Origin of the sequence: Paenibacillus melissococcoides (assembly GCA_944800085.1) — a bacterium.
Classification (GTDB): Bacteria; Bacillota; Bacilli; order Paenibacillales; family Paenibacillaceae; genus Paenibacillus_B; species Paenibacillus_B melissococcoides.
Window position 1 is genome coordinate 87185 of the sequence record CALYLO010000014.1, and the last position, 26849, is coordinate 114033.

A 26849-nucleotide genomic window follows, 5' to 3' on the forward strand; every position below is an offset into this window, starting at 1 on the left:
ACCTGATCGCAAGTTCATACTACTCCCAAGAAAGCAACTACACTCTGTTGAAAAAGGGAATATAAAGGATGAACAACTTCTTTGAGAAAGCGCAGCGATTTGGCAAATCATTTATGCTCCCTATTGCGGTCCTTCCTGCTGCAGGACTTTTGTTGGGTATCGGCGGGGCGCTGTCCAATCCGAATACGGTCAGCACCTATCCGTTCCTGGATGTGCCTTGGCTGCAGCACGTCTTTACGATTATGAGCAGCGCGGGCAGCATCGTGTTCGCCAACCTGGCGCTGCTGTTCGCGATCGGCGTAGCCGTCGGCCTGGCCCGGGCGGACAAAGGAACGGCCGGGCCAGGCCGGGCTCGCTTACTTGGTCATGAACGCGACGATTAGCGCCATGCTTGTCATTACAGGCAACCTGGCGGCGGATAATCTCGCTTCTGTGGGCCAAGGCATGATTCTGGGCATTCAGACGCTGGAAACCGGCGTGTTCGGCGGCGTCATTATCGGTCTGGTCACCTCGATTCTTCATAATCGTTATAATAAAATTCAATTGCCGCAGTTTTTGGGCTTTTTCGGCGGGTCGCGATGTACTTCGTCTGGCCGTTGATTCAGTCCGTTATTTTCCAAGCGGGCGGGCTGGTGGAAGCGACCGGCTATATCGGCACATTGCTCTACGGCTTCATCCTGCGTTTGCTTGGACCGCTGGGCTTGCATCACATCTTCTACATGCCTTTCTGGACGACGGGGCTCGGAGGATCGATGGAAGTCGGCGGGCAATTGGTTGAAGGAACGCAGAAAATTTTCTTCGCCCAGTTGGCGGATCCGAGCACGGAGAAATTTTTCATTGGCACGGCGCGGTTTATGTCCGGCCGCTTTATTACGATGATGTTTGGCTTGCTGGGCGCCGCATTGGCGATTTATCACACCGCCAAGCCGGAGAAAAAGAAAGTGGTCTTCGGTCTGATGCTGTCCGCCGCGCTGACATCATTCCTGACCGGAATTACGGAGCCGCTGGAATTTTCGTTCTTGTTCATCGCGCCGTTCCTGTATGTCATTCATGCGTTTTTTGACGGCTTGGCCTTCATGCTGGCGCATATTTTCGAGATTACGATCGGGCAGACCTTCTCCGGAGGCTTGATTGATTTTATTCTCTTCGGGATGCTGCAAGGTCAAGCCAAGACCAACTGGCTGATGGTTCCGGTCATCGGCGCCGTCTGGTTCTGCTTGTACTACTTCACGTTCCGGTTCTTGATTGTCAAATTCAACTTGAAAACGCCGGGCCGCGAGGAAGAAGCGGAGGGCGGAGCGGCCAAGGACGGGGAAGCGTCCACGGAAGAGGCGTCTGCCGGCGAGGCGAGAGCCAAGGCCGTGGTTCAGGCGCTTGGCGGACAGGACAATATTAAAGATTTGGACTGCTGCGCCACGCGACTTCGCGTCTCGGTGTTCCAGGTGGATGGCGTTCAGGAGGATAAGCTGAAGGAAACCGGAGCCAAAGCCGTCATTGTGAAAGGCAACGGCGTTCAGGTCATTTACGGGCCGCAGGTCACGATTATCAAAAACGAAATCGAGGAATATATGGGAGAATCGTAAGAACTCCCGACACCGCAGAAGAGCCCGGTGATCCTCATCCGGAGTCCCGGAATCCGATGCGGCCCATAGCGCGCTGCGGTTGAATCGTCTAATCCGCCGGGATACCGAATAAGATAGAACATCATATCGTCTCAAGCGTGTTACTAGTTCGACTAGGCATGAGCTTGCCCGGGACCATCCGCTCGCGCGGGTGTGTCTTGCTGCAGGCTCATGCCTTTTTTCGATGCCGGGCCGCCGGCGTGGCGAATTACGGTGATGACGGGTTGGAGAATATTTCTTCAACCTTTAATCCATACTTTAACTAACTCTCTAAAGGAGGATACCTTCTATGCTAGGCTTTTGCAGAAAATTGGCCGTGCCCTCATGCTGCCGGTCGCAACACTGCCTGCAGCATCCATCTTGCTGCGCTTCGGCGCCATCGATTATATCAATGAGTTTCATTTTGGCGCTACGGTCGGCGGCTTCATGAACCAGTACGTCGCGCCATATTTGCTGGCGGGCGGCGATACGATCTTCAAGCAACTGCCGCTCATTTTTGCCGTGGGCGTAGCGATCGGCCTGGCCGGCGATGCGGTCGCAGCATTGGCTGCCGTCATTGCGCATGTCATCCTGCAGCAGGTTTTGGCCACGACGCCAAATGTATTCGCATTTATTCCGGATGAATTGGTGCTCGATATGGGCGTGCTTGGCGGGATAATGACAGGGTGTCTCGCGGCGTTCATGTACAAACGGTATCATGATATCAAGCTCCCGGATTGGCTTGGCTTCTTCGGGGGCAAACGTTTCGTTCCGATCGTTACTTCATTGTCGATTCTCGTGATCGGGATTCCGGTCGCCATTATCTGGGGTCCGATTCAACAAGCGATCGACGCGTTCGGGAACTGGGTCGTCAGTCTGGAAGCGATTGGTTCCGGCATCTTTATGGTCGTCAACCGGCTGCTCATTCCGACGGGCTTGCACCATATTATCAATAACGTCGCCTGGTTCCAAATCGGATCGTTCGAGTATGCGGGAGAGGTGTACCGCGGCGATATTGCGCGCTTCTTCCACCACGATCCGACGGCGGGCTTGTTCATGACCGGGTTCTTCCCGATTATGATGTTCGCCTTGCCGGGCGCCGCGCTGGCGATTATTCATACGGCAAAGCCGGAACGGCGCAAGCTCGTGTCTTCCGCCTTCGTCAGCGTCGCCATCGCTTCGTTCCTGACGGGTATTACCGAGCCGATTGAATTCGCCTTCATGTTCGTGGCGCCGGTGCTGTATGTGGTGCATGCGCTGCTGGCCGGCTTGTCCGGCGTCATTACGGCGGCCCTCGGCATCAAGCACGGATTCGGCTTCTCGGCCGGCTTCATCGACTACGCGCTGAATTTCGGCCTTGCGACGAAGCCGCTGCTGCTCATTCCGATCGGACTCGTCTACTTCGCCGTCTACTACTTCCTGTTCCGCTTCATGATCGTGAAGCTGAACCTGAAGACGCCGGGACGGGAGGATGACGCCGAGGCTTCCGAGGAAGAAGAGAATGGTGCAGCCACTTCGAGCTTGCACGATAAAGCCGTCAAAGTGATGGAGCTGATCGGCGGCAAGGATAACATCACCTCCCTCGATGCCTGCATCACCCGCTTGCGGCTGACGCTGAAGGATGAGTCGCTCGTCGACGAGAAGGGGCTGAAGGGGCAAGGCGCCGCCGGCGTCATGCGCCTGGGCAAAGGCAATGTGCAGGTCGTCTTCGGCACGCAGTCCGAGCTGCTGAAGGAAGAAATGAAGAAGCTGTAAAGCTGCGAATAGAGTCAGGTCTCCCGCCCGCGGGGGGCCTGATTTTTTTATAGCCAAGCAAGGGAGAAATCTGGTAACATAGATCCGCTTGACGGAAAAGGCGATAGGTTGGATGTCAAGCCTTCATGGGCGGCCGCAGCCTGCCGATGATGAACTCGGCCTCATGAACGGACTGTCGGCTGTCATGAGCAAAAGGTGGTCCATCACGTGAAAAACTGGAAAAATATATTGCTGCTGGCGATCCCGTCGCTGCTCTCCTTCGCGACGCAGACGGTCGTCGGCACGATCAATCTGATCATGGTTGGCCATCTCGGCGCGATTGTCATTGCGATCGTCGGGGTGGTCAATATTATCATTTACAATGCGTTCGCCCTGTTCTCCGGGATCGGGCATACGGTCAACTATCTCGTCGCGCAGAACTATGGCGCCAATGATATGGGTAACGGCATCCGGCGCACCTATATCGCGCTCTATATCAGCGCGTTGGTCGGGCTGCTGCTGCTCGTGATCGGCATCTTTTTCTCCGACCAGATTCTGTGGCTCACGACCGGCTCGAAGGAGATTGCGGATCAGGGCACTTATTATTTGCAATTGCGGATTATTGCGCAGGCCTTCGGTATCGTCTCGTTCGCGCTGCACGGCTTCCTGCGGGGCGTCGGGGACACCCGCACGTCGATGATTCTGTCCATCGTCAGCAATGTGACGATTGTAACGCTCGTCTACGCGCTGACGTTCGGGCATTTCGGCCTGCCGGAATTGGGGCTGAACGGAGCGGGATATGCGATTATGGCCGGGGAAGCGGTTGGCTTCGTGCTGGCGCTGTTCGTCTTCTTCGTCGGGAAGCATAAGCAGTTCCATACGCGGATCGGGGTACGCCCCCGCGCGTCCGAGGTGAAGGAGCTGGGCGGGGAGAGCTTCAAGCTGGGCCTGCAGGAATTCTCGATGAGCCTCTCCATGTTCATCTTCACGATGTTCGTCGCCCGGCTGGGCACGACCGCCCTGGCGGCCAACGAGATTGCCTTGAATGTGATGGCCTTCGGCTTTATGCCGGCCTTCGCCTTCGGCGCGACGGCGACGATCATGGTCGGACAGGAGGTCGGGCGCGGCGAGCCGCTCAAGGGCCGGCGGGCCGGAACGGACGTCGCGATTATGGGCTCGATCTTCATTCTGCTGCTGGGCGCGGCGGAATTTGTCTTCGCGGAGCCGATCGCCCGGCTGTACAACAGCACCGAACCGGAAGTGTTCCATCTGGCCGGAATTCTGATTATGACGTCGGCGTTCCTGCAGTTGTTCGATGCGCTGTACAATTTCTACGCCGGCGCCCTGCGCGGAATCGGGGATACGACCTTCCTGATGCGCGCGTCGCTCGTGACAAGCTGGTTTATTTTCGTGCCGCTGGCTTATTTGTTCATTTATGTGTTCGAATGGGGCAGCATTGGCGCATGGCTGTCGCTGTACTTGTATTTGATGGTGCTGGGCATCTCGCTCATGGTGCGGTTCTACCGCACCGATTGGAGCGGAATCACGATCCGGAAGTCCGCACCGGCCGAGCATGCCGCGGGAATGTAAGGAATGGCTGCCGCCGTCTCCTGGAAGGGGAAGGCGGCAGTTGTCTGTTGCGGGTGAATGATCATGGGAAATTATCCCTCATTTATCCAATAATATCCCTGCCAAACGCGGAAGAAAGAAATATAATGGGATTGCCGAGATTTGCCATGATCACCGTGCTTCCCGGCAGGCTCCGTGAGGGGGGGAGAGCACCGATATAACCGCCGCTGTATGCCGTATCTCCTGGCAGTTCAAGCTTCGCCGCGCTTCTAGCTGTACCGCACATCTTCCGCCGCATCCATTCTCCTTCATCTTCAACCCGCATTCGTGATTGTTCAGGCTATTCTGCATGCTGGAATCACAACGTCTATGGGGGGGGGGAAATAAAAACGCTTAAATGGGGCCGCGCCCGAAAAATACTGCGCTCATGCTAGGCATTATCATGGCCTTGTCTTCGGCTGCCGCGGCGTTGGCTGCGCCGGCTCGCGTTCAAGACATCGAGGGCCATTGGGCGGAAAAGGCGATGACGGAGTGGAAGGAGAAGGGACTGCTTCGCGGCTATGCCGACGGTTCCTTGCAGCCGAACCGGGCCGTGTCGCGCGCGGAGTTCGCCGCGCTGATCAACCGGGCCTTCCCGTTCACGGCCCATGGACGACATTTCGTTTACGGACGTTGCCGCTTCCTCTTGGGAATACGATGAAGTGAGGAGGGCGGTCAAGGCCGGGTTCGCGGCCGGCTTCTCGGACGCCACGTTCCGCCCATCTCTTCCGGTCAGCAGGCAAGAGGCGGGGGTCATGCTGAACCGGCTGCTGCCGGCGGATTCACCGAAGGGAGATCTTAGCTCCTTCACCGATCATAAGGAGATCGCGTCATGGGCCAGGGACGCCGTCAGCGTGATGGCCGCCGCCGGATGGCTCAAGGGCTATAGCGACGATACGATTCGCCCTGCGGCGAAGATGACGCGGGCCGAGGCGGTCAGGTTCCTGGACCGCGCATTGCAGAGCAAGCTCAGAGGAGGCGAGGACCAGCCGGAAGACAAGCAGAACTTCACGCTGCTGCTGGAAGAGTTCCGGAAGCAGCTCGACGCAAAGGGGGCGGCCGACGGCAAATATTATGAGCTGGCCGTCGCGGTCGGATCGACGCGGACGTATTTGAACGGCGTCGAGATCGAGAAGATTCATCCGTATTTGGACAGTATCATGCTGATGACGTAAGACTACTCCGGCGGCTGGATGAACACGGCGGCGCATCATACGAATCTGTACGGCCCTGGGCTGAGCGGGGATGCGACCGTGAAGCTGTATCTGTCCAACGGCGTGCCGGCCGCCAAGCTCGTGCTCGGAGCGGCGTTCTATGCCCATATGTGGACCGATGTGCAATCGGCGGAGAACAACGGCCTCGGGCAGCGGGCTGCCCCGAGCTGGCTGACGCCGAGCTATAGGGAAGTGCTCACGGAATATACCGTCACGAGCAGCACCTACGGGAAGCTCGCTTACACCAGGTACTGGGATGAAGCCGCTCAAGCGCCGTATCTGTTCGACGGCAGCACGTGGCTGACGTATGACGATCCGGATTCCGCAGCGGCCAAAGGGAACTATGTGCTGGAGCATGACCTGGGCGGCGTCATGCTGTGGGAATACAGTCACGACCCATCCGGGGTATTGGTCGATGCGCTCTACCAATCGCTCAGAGGCGCTTACCAATCCGACACGACCATGTCGTGACGATGACGATCGAATTTACCGAGGAGTAGGCCGATACGCCTTCGATAGCGGAAGGGGCTGTCCCATCCGTAGCGTTAAACTACAGTGGTGACAGCCCCATCCTGCTTTCAGACAGCGCGGCTTCCCGAAAAAGCTGCAAAACTACAGTTTTCTGCTTGCGACATTTCCTCCGTTATCGTAATCCTGCAAAACGGCATCAATTGAAGCCATACCTAGGGATGGAAAGCAAATATCGGCGAGAATGATGCGCTTTTTACAGGAATTGCATCGAAAATTGGCGGAGATAGTGTAAAATCCTGTATAAATGCAGGATTCGCCGCGTCAACCTCCCGCCGCCGCTGGTTTCGCTGCTGGCTTGCGCCGGGCCGGCTGCCACTCCATCAAGCTATAAGCTCCATCTGCCTCCCTGCTGCTGCACGACCTGCCCCGCAATGTCGTTGCCGAGCAGACAGGCCTCCCCGAGCGGCCATCCGCTGGCGAGGCCGGCGATGAAGGCGCCCGTATGCGAATCGCCGGCTCCGATCGTATCGACGACGGTTACTTGGCGGGCAGGCAATATTTCGCTTCCTTCCGATGTGCAGAGCAGCGTGCCGTCCTGGCCCAGGGTCACTACGACGGGCTGGCCGGTTTGCCGGTACGCTTCCTGAACGGCGTCATGCAGCTCCTGTTTGCCCGTTAATCCGCTTAGCTCCGCGCGGTTCAAATGCAGGATCGTATTCATCCCGAGCACGCGCCGCAGCGTCTCCCGATCCAAATACGCCACTCTTGGGCTCGGATCGAATATGATCCGGCAGGATGCTTGTCTCGCGCCCAACGCGTCCAGAATGACCGAGCCGGAAGGCCCCTCCAGTTCGTAGCCGCTCAAGTAGATATAATCATATGGCTCCAGGCTGTGCTGTTCGAACCAAGCGGGCTTCCATTTCGTCTCGATTCCAGGGATCGTAATGAACGTTCGTTCTCCGTCCTGCTCGACAATCGACAGATTCCAGCCGTTATCGCCGCTATCCTCTTCGATGAGCAGCGGGTAGCTGTCGGCCAGCAGCTGCTTCCTGATCATGTCCGCATAGGCGCCTGCCCCTACGGGGACGAACAGATCGTGACCGACCTGCAATTGCTTCAAAATATGGGCTACATTGTAGGCGCACCCGCCGACAAGGGTTTCCCGATGCTCGGCCGAGACATCGTCTCCGGTTCGGGGCAGCGAATCCAGTTGGATAATCACATCGATAACGGCGGCGCCGAGCACGAGCACTTTCGCGTCGCTGGGCGTATTCTTCAGTCGAGCTATCCGATCAGACACTTCGATTCCCTCCTATTTCCGGGCGGTAACGGTCAACAGTATAGAATAGACAATCGCGCCTGCGGCGAAGGCCAGGAGTACGCCCAGGCTGTTGTCCTGGAACATGCCTTTGGCAAAAGGCCCATCGAAAAACGGCGAATTCGTGAACAGGAACCCGACGAGGACCCCGGTCAACCAACTGGATACCCCGCGATAATTGACCTTGTTGTAGCCCGGATCCGTGAGCAGACGCGGGTCGTACCCTGCTGTCTTTCGGATTTTGACATAGTCGATGAGGAAGATCGCCGCCCACGCCGCCATGCCGATGCCGAGCAAGCCCAGGAAGGTCTGGAAGTTGCCCATGAAATCCTCGGATACGAACAGGGTGTATATCGGAATCAAAATCAGAAACAGCGAGTGAATGATGATCGATGTGGAATCTTTCACTTGAATATTCAACGTTTCCAGGTTGACCCGCGCCGTTTTCAAACCGATAATGCATTGCGGAATCAAGCCGCCCAGAGCGGTTACAAAGTAAAGCACCGTCATCCAGCGCGGCAGCGCCTGGCTGATGACCTCGATCGGGTTGGCCGAGACCGCCAAGTCCGGCACCGAAGTGCTCATCAGCACGCCGACGCTCATGATGACGAACAACGGAATGAACGCCCCGAACGTGACGCGGGTGACGTTGGAGCGGGATGATTGATCCGGCTTCTGATAGCAGCTATAGTCGGCCGAAGCGATCGACCAGCTAATCCCGGTGCCGGCCATAATGATCGATACCGCGGGCAGGAAGCCCGTTAACCAGTTGCCGTTGCTCATACTCATCAATTCCGTCCAATTTGTTTTCGGAATCAGGATCAGCAGGACGAGAAGCGTCAATCCGCCAAAGACATAGGTGAAAAAGGTTTGGATTTTGACGAGCGCTTCTTGGCCGAACATGCTGGAGCCGATGATGAGCGCGGCGAAGACCAGCAAACAGATCAGCGTTAACAATGAATTGGATCCGATGCCGAACACGCTGAACAGCGCCAATAGCGTCAATGTTCCGGTCACGACGCCGACCGCGAGCCAGCCGACCAGGTTAATCCAACCCATAAATGTCGGAATATAATTGCCTCTGAAGCCGAAGGCGGCTCTGGACAGCACGAAGGTCGTCGTGCCCGCATCTCTTCCGGCCAAGCTCAGATAGCCTACCAAGGCGAAAGAGAGCGCCCCGACGGCCGCCGCCAGCAGGGATTGCAGGAAGCTTAATTGAAATCCGACAATCATGGCGCCATAGACGACACCCAAAATTCCAATGTTGCCGGCAAACCAAATGAAAAACAATTCCTTGGGGGTTCCTTTTCTGTCCTCAGCGGGAACAAATGCCGAAGATTCCGGGGTGTTCATTACAATTCCTCCCATTGTATGCAATTATTAGACAAGCATTAGATGTGCGTACTTCCTTCAGTTCATGTCTCTATGGGAAAGAAGCTGATTCGCGTAATGATGGAAATCGGCGGAATTGCTCTCGTCGATTCGTTGAATCCACAGCGGATCGATCGCATCGATCCCGGCCTTGGCTCCGCAAATGGCGGTCGCCATCGCCCCGATTGTATCGTATCTCCGCCCAGATTCGCGCATAACAGACTGCAGCGATGAGGGTCCCTGGCGTAGTAAGCAATCGCCATCGCCGCAGGCACCGACTCGCTCGTCAAGACGCCGCTTCCGATCACGTCGTATATTTTTTGGGAGAACCGCTCTTCGTCGTGCCCGTATTGCTTCGCGTATTGAAGCGCCAGCTTCAGACGCTCGGCCAACGATGCGCTATAGGTGGCGGCTCCGAGGTGACGCGCGATATCGTAAGCTTCGAGCGCATCCTGCATCATCGTATCCCAATCCTGATCCTCCAGCGCTGAGCTGACGGCCGCGGCAACCATCGCCGCGCCGCTCACGGCGACATCGGTCGTATGCGTCACTTTGCTGATATCATAGACATATTGGGCCAATTCCGCTTTCCGCTCCCGGCTGAACAGGCATCCGATCGGAGCGATGCGCATGGCCGCGCCGTTCGTCTCCGCCCTGGATGTGAAGGGCCCGGGGTCCCGGCCCTCCTTGATCGCTCCCAAGGCGGCCTTGGAGCTCGGCCCGAGAATATTGTTGTCGAAGGCGCCGATTCGATCGGCCCATTCCAACAGATGCCGGGCAATTCTGGAGGTATCGGGAACAAACTGATTTTCAATGAGCGCATCCAAAATCAATAACGCCTGCGCCGTATCATCCGTATACTGTCCTTTCGTAAAATTGCAGGCTACTTCGTTTTCTGGCGGCCCGTCGAGAAAATCGGTAATTTTGCCGAAGTAGTCCTTGACCTTGCTTCTCGCCCACAGCTCCGAGGGCATGCCCATCGCATCGCCGATGGCCATCCCGTATAGAGCGCCGGCAATCTTTTGCCTCATCATCACCATCTCCACCTCACTGTATTCACACCTTCACCTTATCCGGTTATACGTACAACCCGATACAAGCCGGAATGAAAAAAAGTGCTCTGCTTGTCCTTCGCATCGAGAAGGGAGCAGACGAAATGTCTGTCCGTCCGCGTTCAAATGCTGGTGACAATTTTGAAGTTCATATGGGGCCCATAAATGACCTGCACCTGTTCGATCTCGGCCTCGTCTTCGCTGATAACGGTTCCATTTGCTTGCAGCAGCGGGATGTCCTCTTCGTAAGCCAGCAGTTCTTGCGTGCTCCTGTCTCCCCTAATCGGTTCAATCTGGAGGAGCGCATGCTTGGGAACCGTCTTGTATTGCTGCTTCATTATGGTATAGAGCGATTGCTGCGCGAAATCATACTGATCAATGCCCGGAAAAACGGACAGCGGAACCAATGATGTATCTATCGTTAGCCACAGGGTGGACAGCTTGTTCTTGATTCCTCTTACGCGAACCAGCTTCATCCATTCCCGTCCATCCTGCGTTATGATGCGCTGCTCCAATACTTTCGAGACGGGAGTTTCATTCTTCTTCGTCACATAATCGGTAAAGCCGCTGAAGTTCCAAATATTATGCTTCACTTCCCGGAGGCATACAAAGTTGCCTTTTCCCTGCACCTGCCTTAACAGGCCCTCATTGACCAGATCCGATATCGCTTTGCGGATGGTCGTCCTTGTGACGCCGTAGAGCTTCAACATTTGCGCCTCGGAAGGAATCATGTCCCCTTCCTTATACTTCCCGCGAATAATATCTTGTCTAATGATCCGCTGTAACTGCACATATAGGGGAGTATAGTCATTGCGGTTAAGCATGCAAGCCTCCTTCCTCCTGTCCGGTTGTACGTACAAGCAGTGTATCATAGCGGAGCTGGTTCGACAGTTACATTTGTCTCCACGCTGGCGCCATATTATCGAAACATAATATAACAATCCTTATTTCATATTGGGAGGAAATTCATGTTACCGTGAAATTATGTTCACGGGGGAGGCGTAAATCATGAAAAAAATCGAATAAGAAAGATGCGGGCAAGGTGCAACTATTGGAGCAGATAATTTAACTTTGTAAGGATGAGGAGATGATTTGATGAATACAAAATTAAACTTCTTACTGCAATCATGATCGTAAGTGTTTCCGTTCTACTGCCGACAGGGAATATTTCCGCAGCCGGCAATGACCAAATCCAATTGTCCAACTACCAGTCGAAGCAGGTTGTGAATATCGAGCAATCGGCAAGAAAAGTAATTCCCAACTATGTCCGCTGGGTTCATAACGGGCTGCATCCGAGCGTCAGAGTGGACGTGCTGGACGTGAAATTAATCAATGTGGAAGAACAAGGCGTTGTCCCGGGCTATGATGTTCAGATGGAACTGGTGCAAAGAGGGCCAGAGAAATTGATCCAAACATTACAGCATGATGCCTTTAATCCGAGTTCTGACAAAGAACTGACGGTATCGCATACTTTTACGCATACCGTGTCCAACGCTTCCACGCTGACGAAATCGATTACCCATAGCCATAAAGCGGGCGCTAAAGCTACTTTCAAAGTAAGCACAAAATTACTCGGGAATGGAACAGAATTTGGCGGTGAACTGTCGTATGAATATACGAATTCCAATCAAAGCGGGACGTCTGATGCCAAAACGGTAACTTTCTCCACCAACTCCTCCGCATCGGCCAAATTGCGGCCAATGTCCCAGGGGACGTTGATTTCCAATGTGTATGCATCCCCTGCTACTTATAAAATAAAGAGCCTAAGCTATTTTACGGGAGATGTTCAATTCTCTTACATTTTATCCGACGATGCTCCGGGGGCCGTCCGGACATTAACGGTTCCGCTGCATGATTTATTTTTCCGGGGCGATGAAAGCAACGAGGTTGCGTTTAAAGATCATTTGTGGGCCCGTTCGGTATGGGATGATGTCACGGGCAGACAGACAAAAGCATTGTTTTTTGAAGGTATTTCTTTCTTGACATTGGACGAACAATACCGAACGGAGACCTACTTGAAAGATATTTAAGAGGTTTTGATGTTAAGCGGAATAAGATAGCTCGATTACGCAATGGCCGCCCGGCGAAGAGTCCGGGCGGCCATTGGCGTTCCGGCGGATGCTGTCTTCCGCGGGAAGCTGCCGGAATCAGGAATGAAATCCAAGCTTACGCATCCACTATGGAGGCCGTTTGCGGTATGATTATAAAGAATGTTTAAAAATAAGAAGGCGTTCGTGCCAGAACGATATACTTACGATAAAGCAAGAAGGCAAGGAGAGATGGATATGCCAGCGCACCTGCTGCTTGTTGAAGATGATAAAGAGATTGCGCGCATTGTTCAGGATCATTTGCGCAGACAAGGCTATAAAGTAACGTGGTCCTCCACCGGGGCGGAAGGATGGGAGGACTACCATACCGGCTCGTTCGATCTGATCCTGGTCGATCTGATGCTTCCGGAGATGGACGGCTATACACTGTGCCGCAATATCCGCCTCAGCAGCAATGTGCCGCTGCTCATCATTAGCGCCCGCCAGGAGGATGAGAGCAAGGTGCGGGGCTTGGAGCTGGGCGCAGACGATTATATTACGAAGCCGTTCAGCTTGTCCGAGCTGTCGGCCCGCATCAGCTCGCATCTGCGGCGCTTCCGCCGCTACTCGAGCGAAGGGGGAGCTGCCCCGTCTCAAAAAGTATGAGGGGGGGCTCGTCATCGACGAGGATCGCCAGCTCGTCACGCTGGAGGAGGAGCCGATTTCGCTGACGGCGAAGGAATGGGCTTTGCTGCAGCTGCTGGCTCAGCATCCGCAGCGCGCTTTTTCCAAGAAGGAATTGTACGAGCAGGTATGGCATCAGGTCAATATCGAGGGGAACAACACGGTATCGGTTCACGTCAAGAGCCTCCGCACCAAGCTGGGCGAGGATATTCGCGAACCGCGGTATATTCAGACGGTATGGGGAACAGGGTACCGCTTTATCGGTGAATTCATGCCATGAAGATCAAGCATTGGCTTATGCTATGCTTCCTCGTCGTCATGCTGCTCCCGGTCTTGGCCGGATATGTGTTCTATCAGCTTATCCATACTTATGACGAACGCCAGGAACTGAAGGAATATATCGAGGTGACCGGCCGCCTGGCCGAGATCGAGCCGCTGCTGCAGGATGTGTCGCTGTACCGGGTGCAGCCGGACGAACGGTTCGCCGCGCTGCAGCGGAAGGCGAGCGACTCGCTCAAGATTACGCTCTACCGGGCAGACGGCGTCACGGTATTTTCATCGATGGCGGACAGTCTGACGCCGAAGCTGTACCGGGTCCGGCCGGAGGTGCTGTACGAGCATTTGTATGACATGCGCAAATCCCATCGGGCCTACACGCTCAAGAAACCGGTATTCGACCAGGAGAAGCTGGCCGGCTTCTACGAGATTACGCTCGTCCGCGATCAATGGCTGGAGGCCTTCCAGAACCGGACGCTGATCGTGGCCGGCGGCTGGGTTCTCTTCTTCCTCCTGCTGTATGCGGCCGCGATCTTCGCTATCCACCGCAAGCTGATTCGTCCGATGCAGGGGCTTATGAGACAGATGGCCGCCTTCGCGAATGGCGAGGCCGTGCCGAATCCGGTCCATCGGGCGAGGGATGAGGTGGGAGAGCTTATCGGCCGCTTCCAAGAGATGCGCGCCCAGATCGAGTGCGCCCGCGAGCATATTGCGGAACAGCAGCGGGAGCGGGAGTATATGGTGGCCGCGCTGTCCCATGATCTGAAGACGCCGCTGACCTCGCTTCATGCCTATGCCGAGGCCTTGCAGCAGGAAGGGGATCTGTCGGAGGAGGAGAAAAGCGACTATTATGCCGTTCTCTTCGACAAGATTGCGCATATGCGGCGCATGCTGGACAATCTGACGATGTATACGGCGCTGAAATCGTCGGAGAAGCTGGAGGAGCGGGTCGAGGTCGACGGGGATGAGCTGTTCGAGATGCTTTTCTCGGGCTATGACGGATTGTGCGCCCAGCGCGGCATCCGGCTCGTGACCGACTGCGCGGTCTCGGGCTCTTACTATATGAACGCCCAGCAAATGATCCGGCTGGCCGATAATCTGATGGGCAATGCCATCCGCTATACGGACAGCGGACGCTCGATCTGGCTTGGAGCCTATTCGCCGTCTCAGCCGCTGCCGGACTGGATTTTTCCGACGATGTTGGACGAGGTGCAGGCTTGGCGGGGGGAACGCCTGATTCTGCTCGTGCAGAATCAAGGGGCGGCCATTCCGGCCGAACAGATGGAACGGCTGTTCACGCCCTTCTATCAGCCGGATTCGTCGCGGACGAAGGCGCATGCCGGCAGCTCGGGGCTGGGCCTGAGCATCGCGAAGATGATCGTGGAGAAGCATGACGGGGACATTCGGATATGGTCAGAGGCATCATTCGGCACGCTTGTAGCTTGCCGGTTCCGATAATGAGGAGGTTCCGTGATGAGGATAATTCGCACCGGATTATGCATATGGCTCGCCTGCAGCTTCCTGATGAGCGGGTGTCAGAGCAATCTGGGGTTCAACCTGTCGGGAGAGCAGATTGTGGACAAGGTGCTGGAGAACGGGAAGGAATCATTCTCCTATTATGGGGAGAGCCTGAGCATCACCTATGAGAACGGGAAGCAAAAAGACAGCTATCTGATGAAGGAATGGCTGGATGGCGAGACCGATCGGATGCGTCTCGAGGTGACGTCGGCGAAGGACAGCACCGTTACGGTGAACGACGGGCATCAGTTCGTCGTATGGGATCAGACGGGAGGCGAAGCCTTCCGCATGTCGGTGCGGGGGGACAGCCCGCCGCTGACGCAGCGTGAGCAGATGAAGCAGATGCTGGAGAAGCTGCAGGCCACCCATGATTTCGAGACGGTGGGCGAAGAGAAGGTCGGCGAGTGGAATACGATTCATTTCAAGGCGGTTGCGAAAAAGAAGGGCGATCTGTTCCAGCGGCTGGAGCTGTGGATTGACCCGAAGACATGGATGATGCTGAAAAGCGTCTTCGAAAGCGGGCCGCTCCGCACCGAGTCCGTCTATACGAAGCTGGACATGTCCCCGCGCTTCACCGAAGAGACGTTCACTCTGGATATTCCGGACGATATTCCCGTGCGTTATCTGGACGATTCGATGATGACAAAGACGATGACGCTTGAGCAGGCGGAGGCGGCGCTAGGCGGCACCTTCCTGCAGTGTCGGGAGGACGGTGTGAAGCTGATGGAAGTCTACATGTACGACCTGCAAGAAAACCTCGATCGGACCGAGATCTCGCTCAATTATTGGAAGGACGATCAGCCGTATCTGACGCTCAGCGTCTCTACGGCACCACCGGAAGGATCGGGCATGGGAACGGAATACGGGATGGAGAAGGTCCAGGTTCGCGGACAGGCAGGGCTATACGACGACTCCCTTCATTCGCTCTGGTGGGATGAGGATGGCCTGCGGTACACCATCATTCCGGAGTCGGAATCCATGACGAAGGAACAGGTGCTGTCGATTGCCGGGCAGCTCCGATGATGAGAGTACAGGCGACAAGGAGGAGGATTATGAACGAAGCATCGACCAGACGGCTGCATCCGGACTTCATGAAGGTGGCCCGCATTCGCTCATGCGTGACCCATCTTGTTCTCTTCGCGGTGGTCGTGGCATACGCCATCGCGGCCCATATCCAGGGATGGGTGAAGTATCCGGGCTGGATTGCTTTCGTTCTGTTTTTGGCGACGGGCGTATGGTATATTTTCCTCTCGCCCGTTCTGACTTACCGTTATTTTAGCTATGAGGTGCGTGAAGAGGAAGTGGAGATTCATTCGGGAATTTTTTTCCGGAAATATGTGCTCGTGCCGATGACCCGCGTGCAGCATGTCGAGAAGGCAAGCGGCCCTGTGCTGCGGAAGTTCGGTCTGGCCCAAATCTCCATCGTGACCGCGGCCACGACCCATGAGATTCAGGGCTTGAAATCGGCGGACGCCGAAGCGCTGAAGCAGAGAATCGCCGTCCTCGCCAGGGTGGAAGACGATGAATAAGGATCAGGAGCATCGCCTTCATCCGCTGTTCATCGTGTTCTCGTTGGTTAAAACGCTGAGGAATCTATGGCCGCTGCTGCTGATCGCCGCTTCCGATATCAGGTGGAAGCCGACAAGCTTCTGATCCGCCAGGGGCTGTTCTTCCGGGATGAGAAGACGATCTATTACAGCCGGATTCATTCGGTGCAGGTGGAGCAGCCCCTGCTGCAGCGCCTCTTCGGCATGGCGCAGCTCAAGATCGAGACGCCGGGCGGAAGCGGCGAGTCGGACGGCGTCCTCCCCACGCTGTCGCAGGAGAGGGCGGAGGAGCTGCGCAGCCTCCTCATGCAGCGCAGCCAGGGGCGCGATTGGCCGGAGGATGCCGCGGCGGAAGGCAGCGATGCCGGGTGCCGGCCGGAAGCGGAGGGCGCCCGGGCGCTTCCCCTCGTCCGCATGCCGGCAGGTCAACTGTTCGTCGGCGCGCTCAGCACGGTGAATCCCGGGCTGGTGCTGGCGTTCTTCGCCGGGCTGCTCTCGTTCGCCGATGACATGGTGAAGCTGATCGTACCGAAGCGAATCTCGGACCAACTGCTGCATGCCATCGAATCGAGCGTGTCCGGACCGGTCTCGCTCGCGATCCTGGGCGCCGGGGCGCTGCTTGGCGCCTGGCTGCTGTCCTCCCTGCTCTATATCGTGAAATATTACGGGTTCACGGCGGAGGAGCGGGTCGGGAGCATCGTCGTCACCTACGGGCTGTTCGAGAAAAAAATGAATGCGATCAAGCCGGATCGCGCCCAGGCGATCGTCGTGAAGGAGGGGCTGCTCCGGCAGGCGCTGGGCTATGCCGAGATCGAGGTCCGCGTCGTCTCGTCGGACATGAAGGAAGCGCTGATGCTGCATCCGTACGTCCCGGTCCGCGACGGAAGCTGCTGTCACGCTGCCTGCCGGGCTTCGAGCTCGGCTCGGTGCAGCACGGCGCGCCGCGGCGGGCCTGGTGGTATTATATCCGCTGCCGCCTGCTGTTCCTCGCGCTTGCCTTCATTGGCGTATACGGGTTCCTGGGAGCCTGCGCCTATTGGGTGCTGGCGCTGCTGCCTCCGCTCCTGTTCACCGGCTGGCTGGGCTTCCGCGACGCCGGCGTCGGACTGCGGGATCGGCAGTTAATTGTGCGGAACCGGATCATTGCGCGCAAGACCTGTTACGTGCTGCGCCCGCAAATTGTCGCCCTGGAGATGGGGCGGACGTATTTTCAGGAGGGCAAGCGTCTGATGTCGCTCAAGGCTCATCTGCTGAACGGGAATGATTTCTCGGTGGCCTGCCTGGATGAACAGGATGTGCAAGAGATCTGGTCGTGGTATCGGCGCAGAAAGAAAATAAGATAGGAGAGCGTTGCGCATGGATAGCAAGCTTGGGAGCAAGATCGGTGAGGGCGGTTGCTCTGAGGTGTTCGCCTGGGAGGACGATAGCAAACTCGTCAAGGTAGCCAAAGCGAATACGGACATCGAGGCGATGAGACGGGAATTCCACAATAACCGGATGGCATGGGAGTATGGGCTTCCCGTGGCCCGGCCTTATGAACTGGTGGATGATTGATGGCCGCCCCGGCATCGTGTGTGAGCGAATCTATGGGGAATCGATTATGGAGCGCTTTGATCAAGCAGGTGCTGGAGCAAGCTCAAAACTGCGGTAACAATGAAATACTCCATTCAAAGTGTTGATTATTTAACTCTGGCCGAGAAAGAGGCGGTTATCGCGCTCTTGGATCGCTGCCTCTCAAGCGGCAATTATGTCATGGCGATCCGAATCCGAATAACATCTTGATTCGGAATGATGGCAAGGCGGTCGTTATCGATTGGATGAACGCGTCGATCGGCAATCCGGAGGCCGACCTGGCCGAATATATGATTAGGATCAGGCATGGGGTTCTGCCATCTGAGCTTCCCAGCACGGTCCTGGAATTTTTCGAACCGCTAAGAGAATCGATTATCCATGTCTTTATGGAGGAGTATACGAAGTTATCCGGGATTACCTATGAAGATGTATACCCATGGCTGGTGCCTGTGGCCGCCCGAAAATTAGCGGCGGATGCCATTTCGGAGGAAGAGAAGAGCTTATTGGTTCAGGAGGAGATTCGAAGAAGCTTGAAGGAGAAGCAGGGTGGAGGCGAGAGTCCATGTTAGAGTACATCAAAAGGATGCGGAGCCGTATTAGCCATGACCCGTTGCTGTTATGCGGCGCTAGCATTATTTTGTATAACGCTTCGAAGCAAGTGCTGATGCTCCAAAGATCGGGTAACGGATGCTGGTGTTTCCCGATCGAGATTAGCCCGCCGGTCGCGCCTGTCGTGGCAGAGTCTCAACCTCATAATCAGTGTTTGACAGCTAACTTGACTAAAAAATATATAGTTGGAAATAGATGTTGTTTAAGACGTGTCTGAGCGATTCTGTGAGGAGTTTTAATGACGAATGGGTTTGCAGGAACTTCTCTGAACGGCATCATTTTTATTTTTGGAGGGAACAACATGGAAGTTTTTGCAGAATATTTAGCGCAGATTGATAACCCGCAGCATCGGGCCCGAACGGAAGAGGTTTTGGCTTGGGTAACTAAGCAATTTCCAAATTTAAGGCCGAAAATTTCGTGGAATCAGCCTATGTTTACCGATCACGGCACATTTATTATTGGCTTTAGCGTAGCCAAACATCATTTGGCTGTTGCCCCTGAGAGGGCAGGGATTATTCATTTTTCTGATGAAATTGTGCAGGCTGGCTATGATCACACCAAGCAGTTGGTACGTATCCCGTGGGATAGTCCGGTTGATTTCTCATTACTTGAGAAAATGATCGAGTTTAATATTTTGGATAAGGCAGACTGTTCAACTTTTTGGCGGAAATAAGTTCAAAAGCCAGCCTTGTTTTGGCTGACTCGCTGCAATGCTGTCTTATTGATATGCTTTAGCTTTTCATTTTCGGATCAAGCGAATCTCGCAGGCCGTCTCCCATTAAATTAAACCCGAGGACAGTCAACATGATGGACAACCCTGGGAATAATACGGTCCACGGCGCTTGAAGGATGTAGTTCCGGGATTCAGCCAGCATGGTCCCCCACTCCGATGCCGGAGCCTGCGCGCCCAAGCCTAGAAATCCCAATGCCGCGCATTCAATGATAGCCGTCGCAATGGCCAGCGTTCCCTGCACAATGATAGGGGCCAGACTGTTCGGGAGAATGTGGTGAAAAATGACTCTGCCGTCTTTCATGCCAATGGCTTTCGCCGCCGTAATAAATTCCTCTTCCTTGATAGCCAGCACTCGGGAACGGACCAACCGGCCAAAGGTCGGGATATTGATAATGGCAATGGCAATCAATGCATTTCGTAATGACGGCCCTAATGTAGCCACAATAGCAATCGCTAATAAAATGCTTGGGAAAGCCAGCAATATTTCGAAGATTCTAGAGATAATCATGTCAAGCCATCGTCCGTAATATCCTGCAATCAAGCCTAGAACCGACCCAACGAGGATTGACCCCGCGACAGAGACGAAGCCCACCCATAAAGACAGCCGGGCGCCATAAATGATCCTGCTCAGGATATCCCCGTCCGTATTCGTCTGTTCCAAACCAGTGCGCTGACGACGGAGCTAAATGCTTATCTGATAATTTTTGAGCATCATAGGAGTAGGGAGCCAATAAATCTGCAAAAATAGCCAAGAACAGAAAGAAGATGACGATGCCTACACCAGCAATGGCGGCTTTATTTTCCTAAAACTTCTCCACCCATCCTTCCATGGCGAGATGGAGGCATCTTCGTTCACAGGCGGAGCTGCGATCGGGGGGGGGGATTGCTGATGATTTTTGCCATGACATTTCCCTCCTATTTATACTTAATTCTTGGATCGATGGCCGCATACAACAAATCGACGAACAGATTAATCATAATAAAGAGGAAGGCAATGACTAAAATACCAGACTGAATCACCGGATAATCGCGGTAATTAATCGCATTGTAAATATAGGTGCCCATTCCCGGCCAACCGAATATGGTCTCCGTTAATATCGCCCCTCCGAGCAGCATGCCTGTCTGCAGACCGATAACGGTCACAACGGGAATTAACGCGTTTTTCAAGGAATGCTTATACACCACCCAGAACATTCTCATCCCTTTTGCACGGGCAGTGCGGATAAAATCGGAACGCATCACCTCAAGCAGGGAGGACCTTGTCATTCGGGCTATAATAGCCATTGGAATCGTGGCTAATGCAATACCAGGCAAGATTAAGTGACGGATCACCTCGATAAATTGATCAAATCTTCTATTTAATAACGAATCAATTAAATATAAATTCGTGATCGACTCCACGGGATCCCGGATATTATCCCGCCCGGTCGTCGGCAACAGATCCCACTTCAGCGCGACGATGTATTGTTCCATCAAGCCCAGCCAAAAAATAGGCATCGATACGCCGATAAGCGCGATAATCATGGCCACATAATCGAACCATGAATTTTGGAACCAAGCTGAAATAATCCCGGCATTTACACCGATGACAACCGCAATAATCATCGCAATGACGGCAAGTTCAATCGTTGCTGCCAAGTAAGGCCAAATTTCCTCTGCGACCGGCGTTCATCATGAACACGATAAATGCCATTCCCAGAAGCACCGGAATTAAGGCTCCCAACCGTTTCATGGTGAAAGATAACAAATCGGTTCACCTCTTTTTCAGGCTGCTTTTTAAAAAATGAGGAGCATGATCCAGCCATACTCCTCATTGTCCATGCTATTGCCAGAATGCGCGCAATCCGGGCATCCTTCGCTGCCGATTAATTGATCGATACGTTAGTAAAGGCTTGACTGCTCGTTGGATGCGGGAAAAATCCTTGAATTTCTTTAATGCCTGCAAGCTGAGGTTTCGAGTGAGCCAGAGGAACCCAAGGCGCTTCCTCATGAATAATTTCCTGTGCTTTTTTGTACAGCTCATTACGTTTGTCTTCATCAGGATTGGATTGCGCTTCGATCAGGATATCATGCAATTCGTCATTGCTGTAACGCGAGTAATTGTTCGATCCGATATTGTCTTTATCCAATAAGGTATAGATGAAGTTATCGGCATCTCCATTATCTCCGGTCCAGCCTAGCATAAACGCAGGGGCTTCTCCGGCTTGAACCTTCTCTAAGTATGTACCCCAGTCAAACGTTACGATATTTGCTTTGATGTTGGCTTCCTTCAAAGCAGCTTGAATCGCTACTGCTATTTTTTGGCCATCTGGCATATAAGGTCTCGCCACAGGCATTGCCCACAGATCCATTTCAAAGCCGTTTTCCAATCCGGCCGCTTTTAATAATTCTTTTGCTTTCTCAACGTTATATTCATAGTCGACGATGTCGTCATTATAGCCGCTGATAGATGGCGGGATCGGGTTTTTGGCAGGTTCTGCCGTTCCTTCGTAAAAGTTAGCAATCAAAGCTTCTTTGTTAATGAGATGGCTGATGGCCTGACGGACTTCTTTTTTATCAAAAGGGGCCATTTCTGTATTGAAACCAAAGTAACCTACGTTCATCGACGGTCTTTCGAATATTTGTAATTTGCTGTTTTCTTTTACTTGACCTAGATCGCTGGGGTTCAGGCCATCCATCAAATCAAGCTCGCCTTTCATCAAGGCATTAAGCCGGGCGGAGTTGTCAGCAATGACTTTGAACTTTACGCCGTCTAGCTTAGGAAGGCCGGCTTGCCAGTAATCTTCATTCTTCACAAGCTCGATCGTGTCATTCGCTTTCCATGATTTAAATTTGAACGGCCCTGTTCCCACCGGGTTTTTCGTGAAATCACCCCCATATTTCTTTAGTGCTTCAGGGCTGGCAATCGCAAACATGGTCATTGCCAAGTTTTTCAAGAATGGAGCTTGCGGACGATTCAATGTGAACACAACGGTATGCTCGTCTTCCGCTTTTACCTCTTTAATGACATGACCGGGATCGCCTTCAAATCCGCCAAACATGGAAGAATAGTAGGCAAATTTGGCTGCGTCTTTACTTTGGGCCCAACGTTGGAAATTGGTTACGACCGCTTCCGCGTTGAAGTCCGTTCCATCGTGAAACTTTACGCCTTTCCACAGGTGAAACGTATATGTCAAGCCATCCTCAGTAACCTCCCATTTTTCAGCAAGTCCTGGCTCGATCTCCGTATTTTCTGTTTTATACTTTACAAGTGTTTCATAAATTTGATGTGTGACAATAAAGGATTCCCCATCTGTGGTGATGGCTGGATCCAGCGCTGTGGAATCAGCTCCTCTTCCATAGATAAGTGTTCCGCCGCTTTCCGATTCATTGCCACTGCTTTGTTTCCCGTTGTTACATCCAGCGAGCACCACAGATAGGATCAGCATGCAGGTTACGAATAGCCAACCCGTTTTTTTCATCAATATCCCCCCATTAGTGGAATCGATTTCAATTTATGTCTACGCCGACTTGCTCGTATAAATGACAAGCCACGTAATGACCTGATTCCATTTCACTTAGTTGTGGCCGGGTCGCCGAACACGGTTCAAATGCCTTCGGACATCGGGTATGAAAAGGGCACCCCGTGGGCGGGTTAACCGGACTTGGGACATCGCCCTCCAGAATAATCCTGTCCCTCCGGCAGGTAACATCCGCGATGGGAACGGCAGATAATAACGCTTGTGAGTAGGGGTGAAGCGGCTTGTCGTATAAATCTTCCGAATCCGAGAGTTCGACCAGCTGACCCAAGTACATAACGCCTACCCGATCGCTGATATGGCGAACAACGCCTAAGTCATGTGCGATGAACAGATAGGTGAGCTCATATTCTTGTTGCAGATCCATAAGAAGATTCAATACTTGCGACTGGATCGACACGTCCAGAGCGGATACAGGCTCATCGGCGATAATCAGGTTCGGGTGAATAGCGAGTGCCCTTGCGATGCCGATTCGCTGCCGTTGTCCACCGCTGAACTGGTGGGGGTAACGGGAAGCATGGTAGCTGTTTAGGCCAACGGCGTCCAATAATTCGTTAACTTTTCGTTTTCGTTCCGACTTGTCCTTTACGCCATGGACAATGAGCGGTTCCTCAAGGATTTTTCCGATCGTGTGGCGAGGGTTTAATGAGGCAAAGGGATCCTGAAAGACCATTTGCATGTTACGGCGCATCTTCCTCAGTTCATTGCCAGACAGCTTGGTAATATCCTGTCCTTCGAAATAAATGCGTCCTTCGCTCGGTTCAAGAAGTCTGAGCAGCATTCTCCCCGTTGTGGACTTCCCGCAGCCGCTCTCGCCGACAAGCCCGAGAGTTTCCCCTTTGTTGATGTGAAAGGATATGCCGTCCACGGCTTTCACCGCGCCTGCGGTTTTCCCCAGCGGCCCCTTTTTTATCGGAAAATGCATTTTCAAGTTTTCAGCTTGAACTAATGGCTGAGTCATGGATGTCTGCTCCTTTCCCGCCTTCGTATAACCAACAACTCACCTTTTGTCCATTATCGAAGCTCTGTAATGGGGGCTCTTCACTCACACATCGTTCCATTGCCTGCGCGCAACGCGGCGCAAAGGAACATCCTTGTCGTTGAGAAACCGGCTTTGGAACCTGCCCCGGTATGGAATAGAGTCTTTCCTTTTTCTCTCGCACGTCCGGAACCGATTGGATGAGACCGATGGTGTAGGGATGCTTTGGATGTTGAAAAATCGTTCTCACATCGCCTTCTTCCACAATCTTGCCGGCATACATAACGACCATTCGTTGGCACATTTCCGCCACAACGCCTAAATCGTGCGTAATCATCATAATCGCCGTCTTTGTGTCTTGATTTAATTTCTTCATCAGCTCAAGGATTTGGCCTTGAATCGTCACATCCAACGCGGTAGTCGGTTCATCTGCGATAAGCAGTTCGGGTTCGCACATCATGGCCATGGCAATCATGACCCTCTGCCTCATGCCGCCAGAAAGTTGATGAGGATATTCATTCATTAAGGCCTCTGCTCTTCCGAGTCCTACCTGCTTCATGATTTCTATCGCTCGGGCCTTCGCTCGTTTTTTAACTCCTTTTTTATGAATTCGTAGCGATTCGGTTAATTGCTCCCCAATCGTAAATAAAGGGTTCAGGCTGGTCATGGGTTCCTGAAAGATCATCGCAATTTTATTGCCGCGGATTTTCCGCATCTTCGCTTCCGATAATATGGGGAGCGTTTCTCCTTTAAACTCGATATCTCCGCTAACTTTTCCCGTTCTTGCAGGGATAAGTCCCATAATCGATAAGGACGTTACACTCTTTCCGCATCCGGACTCGCCGACAATCCCCAAAATCTCGCCGGGATCAATATGAAAACTAACCGAATCGACAACGGGAACGACGCCGTCATCCGTGTGGAAGCTTACACTTAACTTCTTCACTTCAATAATTGGAGATTCCAAGCATTCTCCTCCTCTTGAACAGGTGATCAATGACATGCACGACTATGCAGTTGAAATGAGCAATTGGCAATCTTGACTAATAAGAACGGTCCGAGTAATCATGAAGGAATATATTTTACAGAGCACAGATCGTAATCCAATCCAATCAAAATTACAGATGATGGATCATTATCTAAAGTCAGCGCTACGAATCGAAGGTTGAAGGGAGTGAATCATGAAGAATACGCGGGAGCGCCTTAGCAGACAAGGAAGTTCTACCCAAGGCGATATTCCAGCCGTTGGCTGGAGAATGATCTCATATTCTTTGGGGTACGTTGAAGTCGGCCGAAGTATTCTGGTTTTAACTTGTAATGATATGATTAACAGTAATTATTGCATTTTTCTGAAAGGTTGACAATCTTTATTTTTGGATATTTTCAAGTTAAATAAAAATAAAGTCCAGCGGTATGATGTCAAGTCCCTGATTGATGAGAATTGGAAAATTACCTTTGCGTGCAGCAGGATCAATCCCAAAAAAGGCATCACCAAACTAGACCCAGTCGAAAATTAAGTAAAATACCATAATTTAACTGGGAATTAGAGAAGAAAATTCATGAGCCAAGGCATTATTGCTCTGTCGGCTTCACCTTCCTTCTGGGCGTATAGAGTTGGTCGTTGCGTAGCAGCACATCGACCAGACGCACAAGTTTTCTTGCCGTTAAGACGAGGGCACGTTTGTGTTGATGCTTAGGGACTTCATTGAATTTCTTCCGGTAGTACTCCCCGAATTCCGGGTCGCGGTTTTTTACCGAGTTGGCAGCTTCAACAAGGTAGTAGCGAAGGAATCGGTTGCCGGAACGAATGCGCTTTGTATCTTCCGCCTCGAAGGAGCCGGATTGGTGCTTGCGCCACGTCAGACCCGCATACTTGGCCAAGGCGGCTTGATCCGTGAAGCGGTCGATGTCGCCGATCTCGGCCAGGATGCCTGCGGCATAGACCCGATCAATGCCCGGAATGGAACGGAGGCACTGGCTGCTGGAAATGCCGTCTAAAATGCGCTCAATCGCCTTGTCGAGCTCTTTAAGCTGACTCTGGATGCTCCGGATCGACTGAATTGAGGTGCCCAGCACCAAATCAATGGAATCCTCGACAACCTTCGAGAGACGGTACGAGGCCCGAGCCGCCTTTTGAATACAGAGGGCGACGTGTTCGGGATCGGGGAAACGATTTCTCCCCTTGTCCTTGAGATAGTCAGCCAAACGGGCGACATCCATATTCGCCATCTCATCCAGACTATACTTTTCCGAGAGCATTTCCATGATGGCATGGCCGAACACGGAACTGTCCACCTCCGCGCGAAAAGCATTGCACTTGTAGAACAGATTTTGCAAAAAGTATTGCTTCTCGCGGGTAAGGTTGTGTACGAGATGGAATCGCATGCGAGTGAGCCGCTGCAAGGCGATGTACTGTTCCTGCATCACGATAGTCGTCGTGAGTCTGCCAAAACGCAGGCGGTCTGCAATGATCCAGGCATCGATGCGATCGGTTTTGTCCAGGTCGGCATAAGCGTCTTTGAATTTGTTAATCAGCTTCGGATTAATGGTGAACACCTTGGCATTCAATTGTTGAAGGGCCTCATCCTCATGCAAGTACATGGCTGGATGCCAACTGTAGACGGATGTGGCTTCAAGCCCGATATGAACCTCAGAGCAGGCTGTCTTGACCGCAGCAGAAATGATGCGATCCCGCAAGTAAGAAGCGCCGTGCAGATTGTTGGTGGTCTTGAAGGTCTCCAGGGTGTCGCCATCCGATTTCATCAAACAGGCTTCCAGTTCTTCGGAACTGACGTCAATACCGACAAAAAGCTTCAAGAGAATTCCTCCTTTCTATAAGGGATTCAGGGAACGGACTCTCCGGACTGTCTCCGGCGCACTCGCCGATCAATCACCCTCGCATATGAGAACACGCTTCGGTTCACGAGCTGCCCCGACGCTGCTACAGTCGGGCATGAGTTGCCGAAGGGAACAGCCAGCGGGTAAGAAGTGCAAGCGAGTACCGGAGAAACAGACTT

At 53.4% G+C, this 26849-nt stretch carries 22 protein-coding genes and 5 pseudogenes; 17 read left to right on the plus strand and 10 right to left on the minus strand.

What is annotated here, in order from left to right; genetic code table 11:
- Window positions 1-113 precede the first annotated feature (113 nt).
- The 6 genes and pseudogenes from OCY70_RS31550 to OCY70_RS31575 all read left to right on the plus strand — a co-directional run.
- Window positions 114-1007: pseudogene (locus OCY70_RS31550) on the plus strand (PTS transporter subunit EIIC); the annotation flags it as partial.
- Between the two features lie 177 nt (window positions 1008-1184).
- The gene (locus tag OCY70_RS31555; protein WP_261948892.1) at window positions 1185-1583 is read left to right on the plus strand and encodes a glucose PTS transporter subunit EIIB; all 399 of its coding nucleotides are present in this window, start codon (window positions 1185-1187) and stop codon (window positions 1581-1583) included.
- A 339-nt stretch (window positions 1584-1922) separates the two neighbouring features.
- Window positions 1923-3356: a PTS transporter subunit EIIC gene (locus OCY70_RS31560; protein ID WP_261948876.1), complete on the plus strand. Its 1434-nt coding sequence runs from the start codon at window positions 1923-1925 to the stop codon at window positions 3354-3356.
- 207 nt (window positions 3357-3563) lie between these two features.
- Entirely contained in the window at window positions 3564-4925 is a 1362-nt protein-coding gene (locus OCY70_RS31565; RefSeq protein ID WP_261948877.1) for an MATE family efflux transporter, read from the plus strand.
- Window positions 4926-5331: 406 nt separating this feature from the next.
- Window positions 5332-5604 carry an S-layer homology domain-containing protein gene (locus OCY70_RS31570; RefSeq protein WP_213427952.1) on the plus strand — a complete coding sequence of 91 codons (273 nt, stop codon included), beginning with the start codon at window positions 5332-5334 and terminating at the stop codon, window positions 5602-5604.
- Between the two features lies 1 nt (window position 5605).
- Window positions 5606-6628 (plus strand): annotated as a pseudogene (locus OCY70_RS31575) (glycosyl hydrolase family 18 protein).
- A 385-nt stretch (window positions 6629-7013) separates the two neighbouring features.
- Here OCY70_RS31575 and OCY70_RS31580 read toward each other — a convergent pair.
- From OCY70_RS31580 to OCY70_RS31595, 4 genes are all read right to left on the minus strand, one after another.
- On the minus strand, window positions 7014-7928 hold the full coding sequence (locus tag OCY70_RS31580) for a PfkB family carbohydrate kinase (protein WP_213427949.1): 915 nt from the start codon (window positions 7926-7928) through the stop codon (window positions 7014-7016).
- Between the two features lie 12 nt (window positions 7929-7940).
- Window positions 7941-9299: a purine-cytosine permease family protein gene (locus tag OCY70_RS31585; protein ID WP_213427948.1), complete on the minus strand. Its 1359-nt coding sequence runs from the start codon at window positions 9297-9299 to the stop codon at window positions 7941-7943.
- A 62-nt stretch (window positions 9300-9361) separates the two neighbouring features.
- Entirely contained in the window at window positions 9362-10351 is a 990-nt protein-coding gene (locus OCY70_RS31590) for an ADP-ribosylglycohydrolase family protein (protein WP_249724968.1), read from the minus strand.
- Window positions 10352-10491: 140 nt separating this feature from the next.
- Window positions 10492-11193: a GntR family transcriptional regulator gene (locus OCY70_RS31595; protein WP_213427947.1), complete on the minus strand. Its 702-nt coding sequence runs from the start codon at window positions 11191-11193 to the stop codon at window positions 10492-10494.
- A gap of 399 nt (window positions 11194-11592) precedes the next feature.
- Between OCY70_RS31595 and OCY70_RS31600 the strand changes: the two genes are divergently transcribed.
- The 11 genes and pseudogenes from OCY70_RS31600 (at window position 11593) to OCY70_RS31650 (ending at window position 19275) form a co-directional block, all read left to right on the plus strand.
- Entirely contained in the window at window positions 11593-12399 is an 807-nt protein-coding gene (locus OCY70_RS31600) for a hypothetical protein (RefSeq protein WP_249724966.1), read from the plus strand.
- A 255-nt stretch (window positions 12400-12654) separates the two neighbouring features.
- Window positions 12655-13360, plus strand: a pseudogene (locus tag OCY70_RS36425) (response regulator transcription factor).
- Entirely contained in the window at window positions 13357-14814 is a 1458-nt protein-coding gene (locus tag OCY70_RS31610; RefSeq protein WP_213427945.1) for a sensor histidine kinase, read from the plus strand. The pseudogene OCY70_RS36425 and the gene OCY70_RS31610 overlap by 4 nt, the downstream one beginning before the upstream one ends.
- 15 nt (window positions 14815-14829) lie before the next feature.
- Entirely contained in the window at window positions 14830-15897 is a 1068-nt protein-coding gene (locus OCY70_RS31615; protein ID WP_213427944.1) for a LolA family protein, read from the plus strand.
- A 29-nt stretch (window positions 15898-15926) separates the two neighbouring features.
- Window positions 15927-16403, plus strand: coding sequence for a PH domain-containing protein (locus OCY70_RS31620; protein ID WP_213427943.1), 477 nt, complete (start codon window positions 15927-15929; stop codon window positions 16401-16403).
- Window positions 16396-16527, plus strand: coding sequence for a hypothetical protein (locus tag OCY70_RS31625; protein ID WP_261948878.1), 132 nt, complete (start codon window positions 16396-16398; stop codon window positions 16525-16527). Before OCY70_RS31620 ends, OCY70_RS31625 begins: the two co-directional genes overlap by 8 nt.
- Complete coding sequence (locus tag OCY70_RS31630; protein WP_249724963.1) at window positions 16470-17546, plus strand: PH domain-containing protein; 1077 nt, start codon at window positions 16470-16472, stop codon at window positions 17544-17546. Before OCY70_RS31625 ends, OCY70_RS31630 begins: the two co-directional genes overlap by 58 nt.
- The gene (locus OCY70_RS31635) at window positions 17462-17764 is read left to right on the plus strand and encodes a PH domain-containing protein (RefSeq protein WP_249724962.1); all 303 of its coding nucleotides are present in this window, start codon (window positions 17462-17464) and stop codon (window positions 17762-17764) included. Before OCY70_RS31630 ends, OCY70_RS31635 begins: the two co-directional genes overlap by 85 nt.
- A 13-nt stretch (window positions 17765-17777) precedes the next feature.
- Entirely contained in the window at window positions 17778-17975 is a 198-nt protein-coding gene (locus OCY70_RS31640) for a hypothetical protein (protein ID WP_213427942.1), read from the plus strand.
- A gap of 224 nt (window positions 17976-18199) precedes the next feature.
- A complete protein-coding gene (locus tag OCY70_RS31645) occupies window positions 18200-18562 on the plus strand; it encodes a hypothetical protein (RefSeq protein ID WP_249724961.1) in 363 nt (120 codons plus the stop codon).
- Window positions 18563-18903: 341 nt separating this feature from the next.
- Window positions 18904-19275, plus strand: coding sequence for an iron chaperone (locus tag OCY70_RS31650; RefSeq protein WP_213427973.1), 372 nt, complete (start codon window positions 18904-18906; stop codon window positions 19273-19275).
- 58 nt (window positions 19276-19333) lie between these two features.
- On the opposite strand, the pseudogene OCY70_RS31655 reads toward OCY70_RS31650, so the two are convergent.
- From OCY70_RS31655 to OCY70_RS31680, 6 genes and pseudogenes are all read right to left on the minus strand, one after another.
- A pseudogene (locus tag OCY70_RS31655) lies at window positions 19334-20206 on the minus strand (ABC transporter permease).
- 44 nt (window positions 20207-20250) lie between these two features.
- Window positions 20251-21082 (minus strand): annotated as a pseudogene (locus OCY70_RS31660) (ABC transporter permease).
- Window positions 21083-21200: 118 nt separating this feature from the next.
- Window positions 21201-22796 carry an ABC transporter substrate-binding protein gene (locus OCY70_RS31665; protein WP_261948879.1) on the minus strand — a complete coding sequence of 532 codons (1596 nt, stop codon included), beginning with the start codon at window positions 22794-22796 and terminating at the stop codon, window positions 21201-21203.
- A gap of 28 nt (window positions 22797-22824) precedes the next feature.
- The gene (locus OCY70_RS31670) at window positions 22825-23814 is read right to left on the minus strand and encodes an ABC transporter ATP-binding protein (protein ID WP_213427940.1); all 990 of its coding nucleotides are present in this window, start codon (window positions 23812-23814) and stop codon (window positions 22825-22827) included.
- Window positions 23789-24799 carry an ABC transporter ATP-binding protein gene (locus OCY70_RS31675; RefSeq protein ID WP_249724959.1) on the minus strand — a complete coding sequence of 337 codons (1011 nt, stop codon included), beginning with the start codon at window positions 24797-24799 and terminating at the stop codon, window positions 23789-23791. The genes OCY70_RS31670 and OCY70_RS31675 overlap by 26 nt, the downstream gene beginning before the upstream one ends.
- A gap of 605 nt (window positions 24800-25404) precedes the next feature.
- Window positions 25405-26649 carry an IS110 family transposase gene (locus OCY70_RS31680; RefSeq protein WP_261948880.1) on the minus strand — a complete coding sequence of 415 codons (1245 nt, stop codon included), beginning with the start codon at window positions 26647-26649 and terminating at the stop codon, window positions 25405-25407.
- Window positions 26650-26849 lie beyond the last annotated feature (200 nt).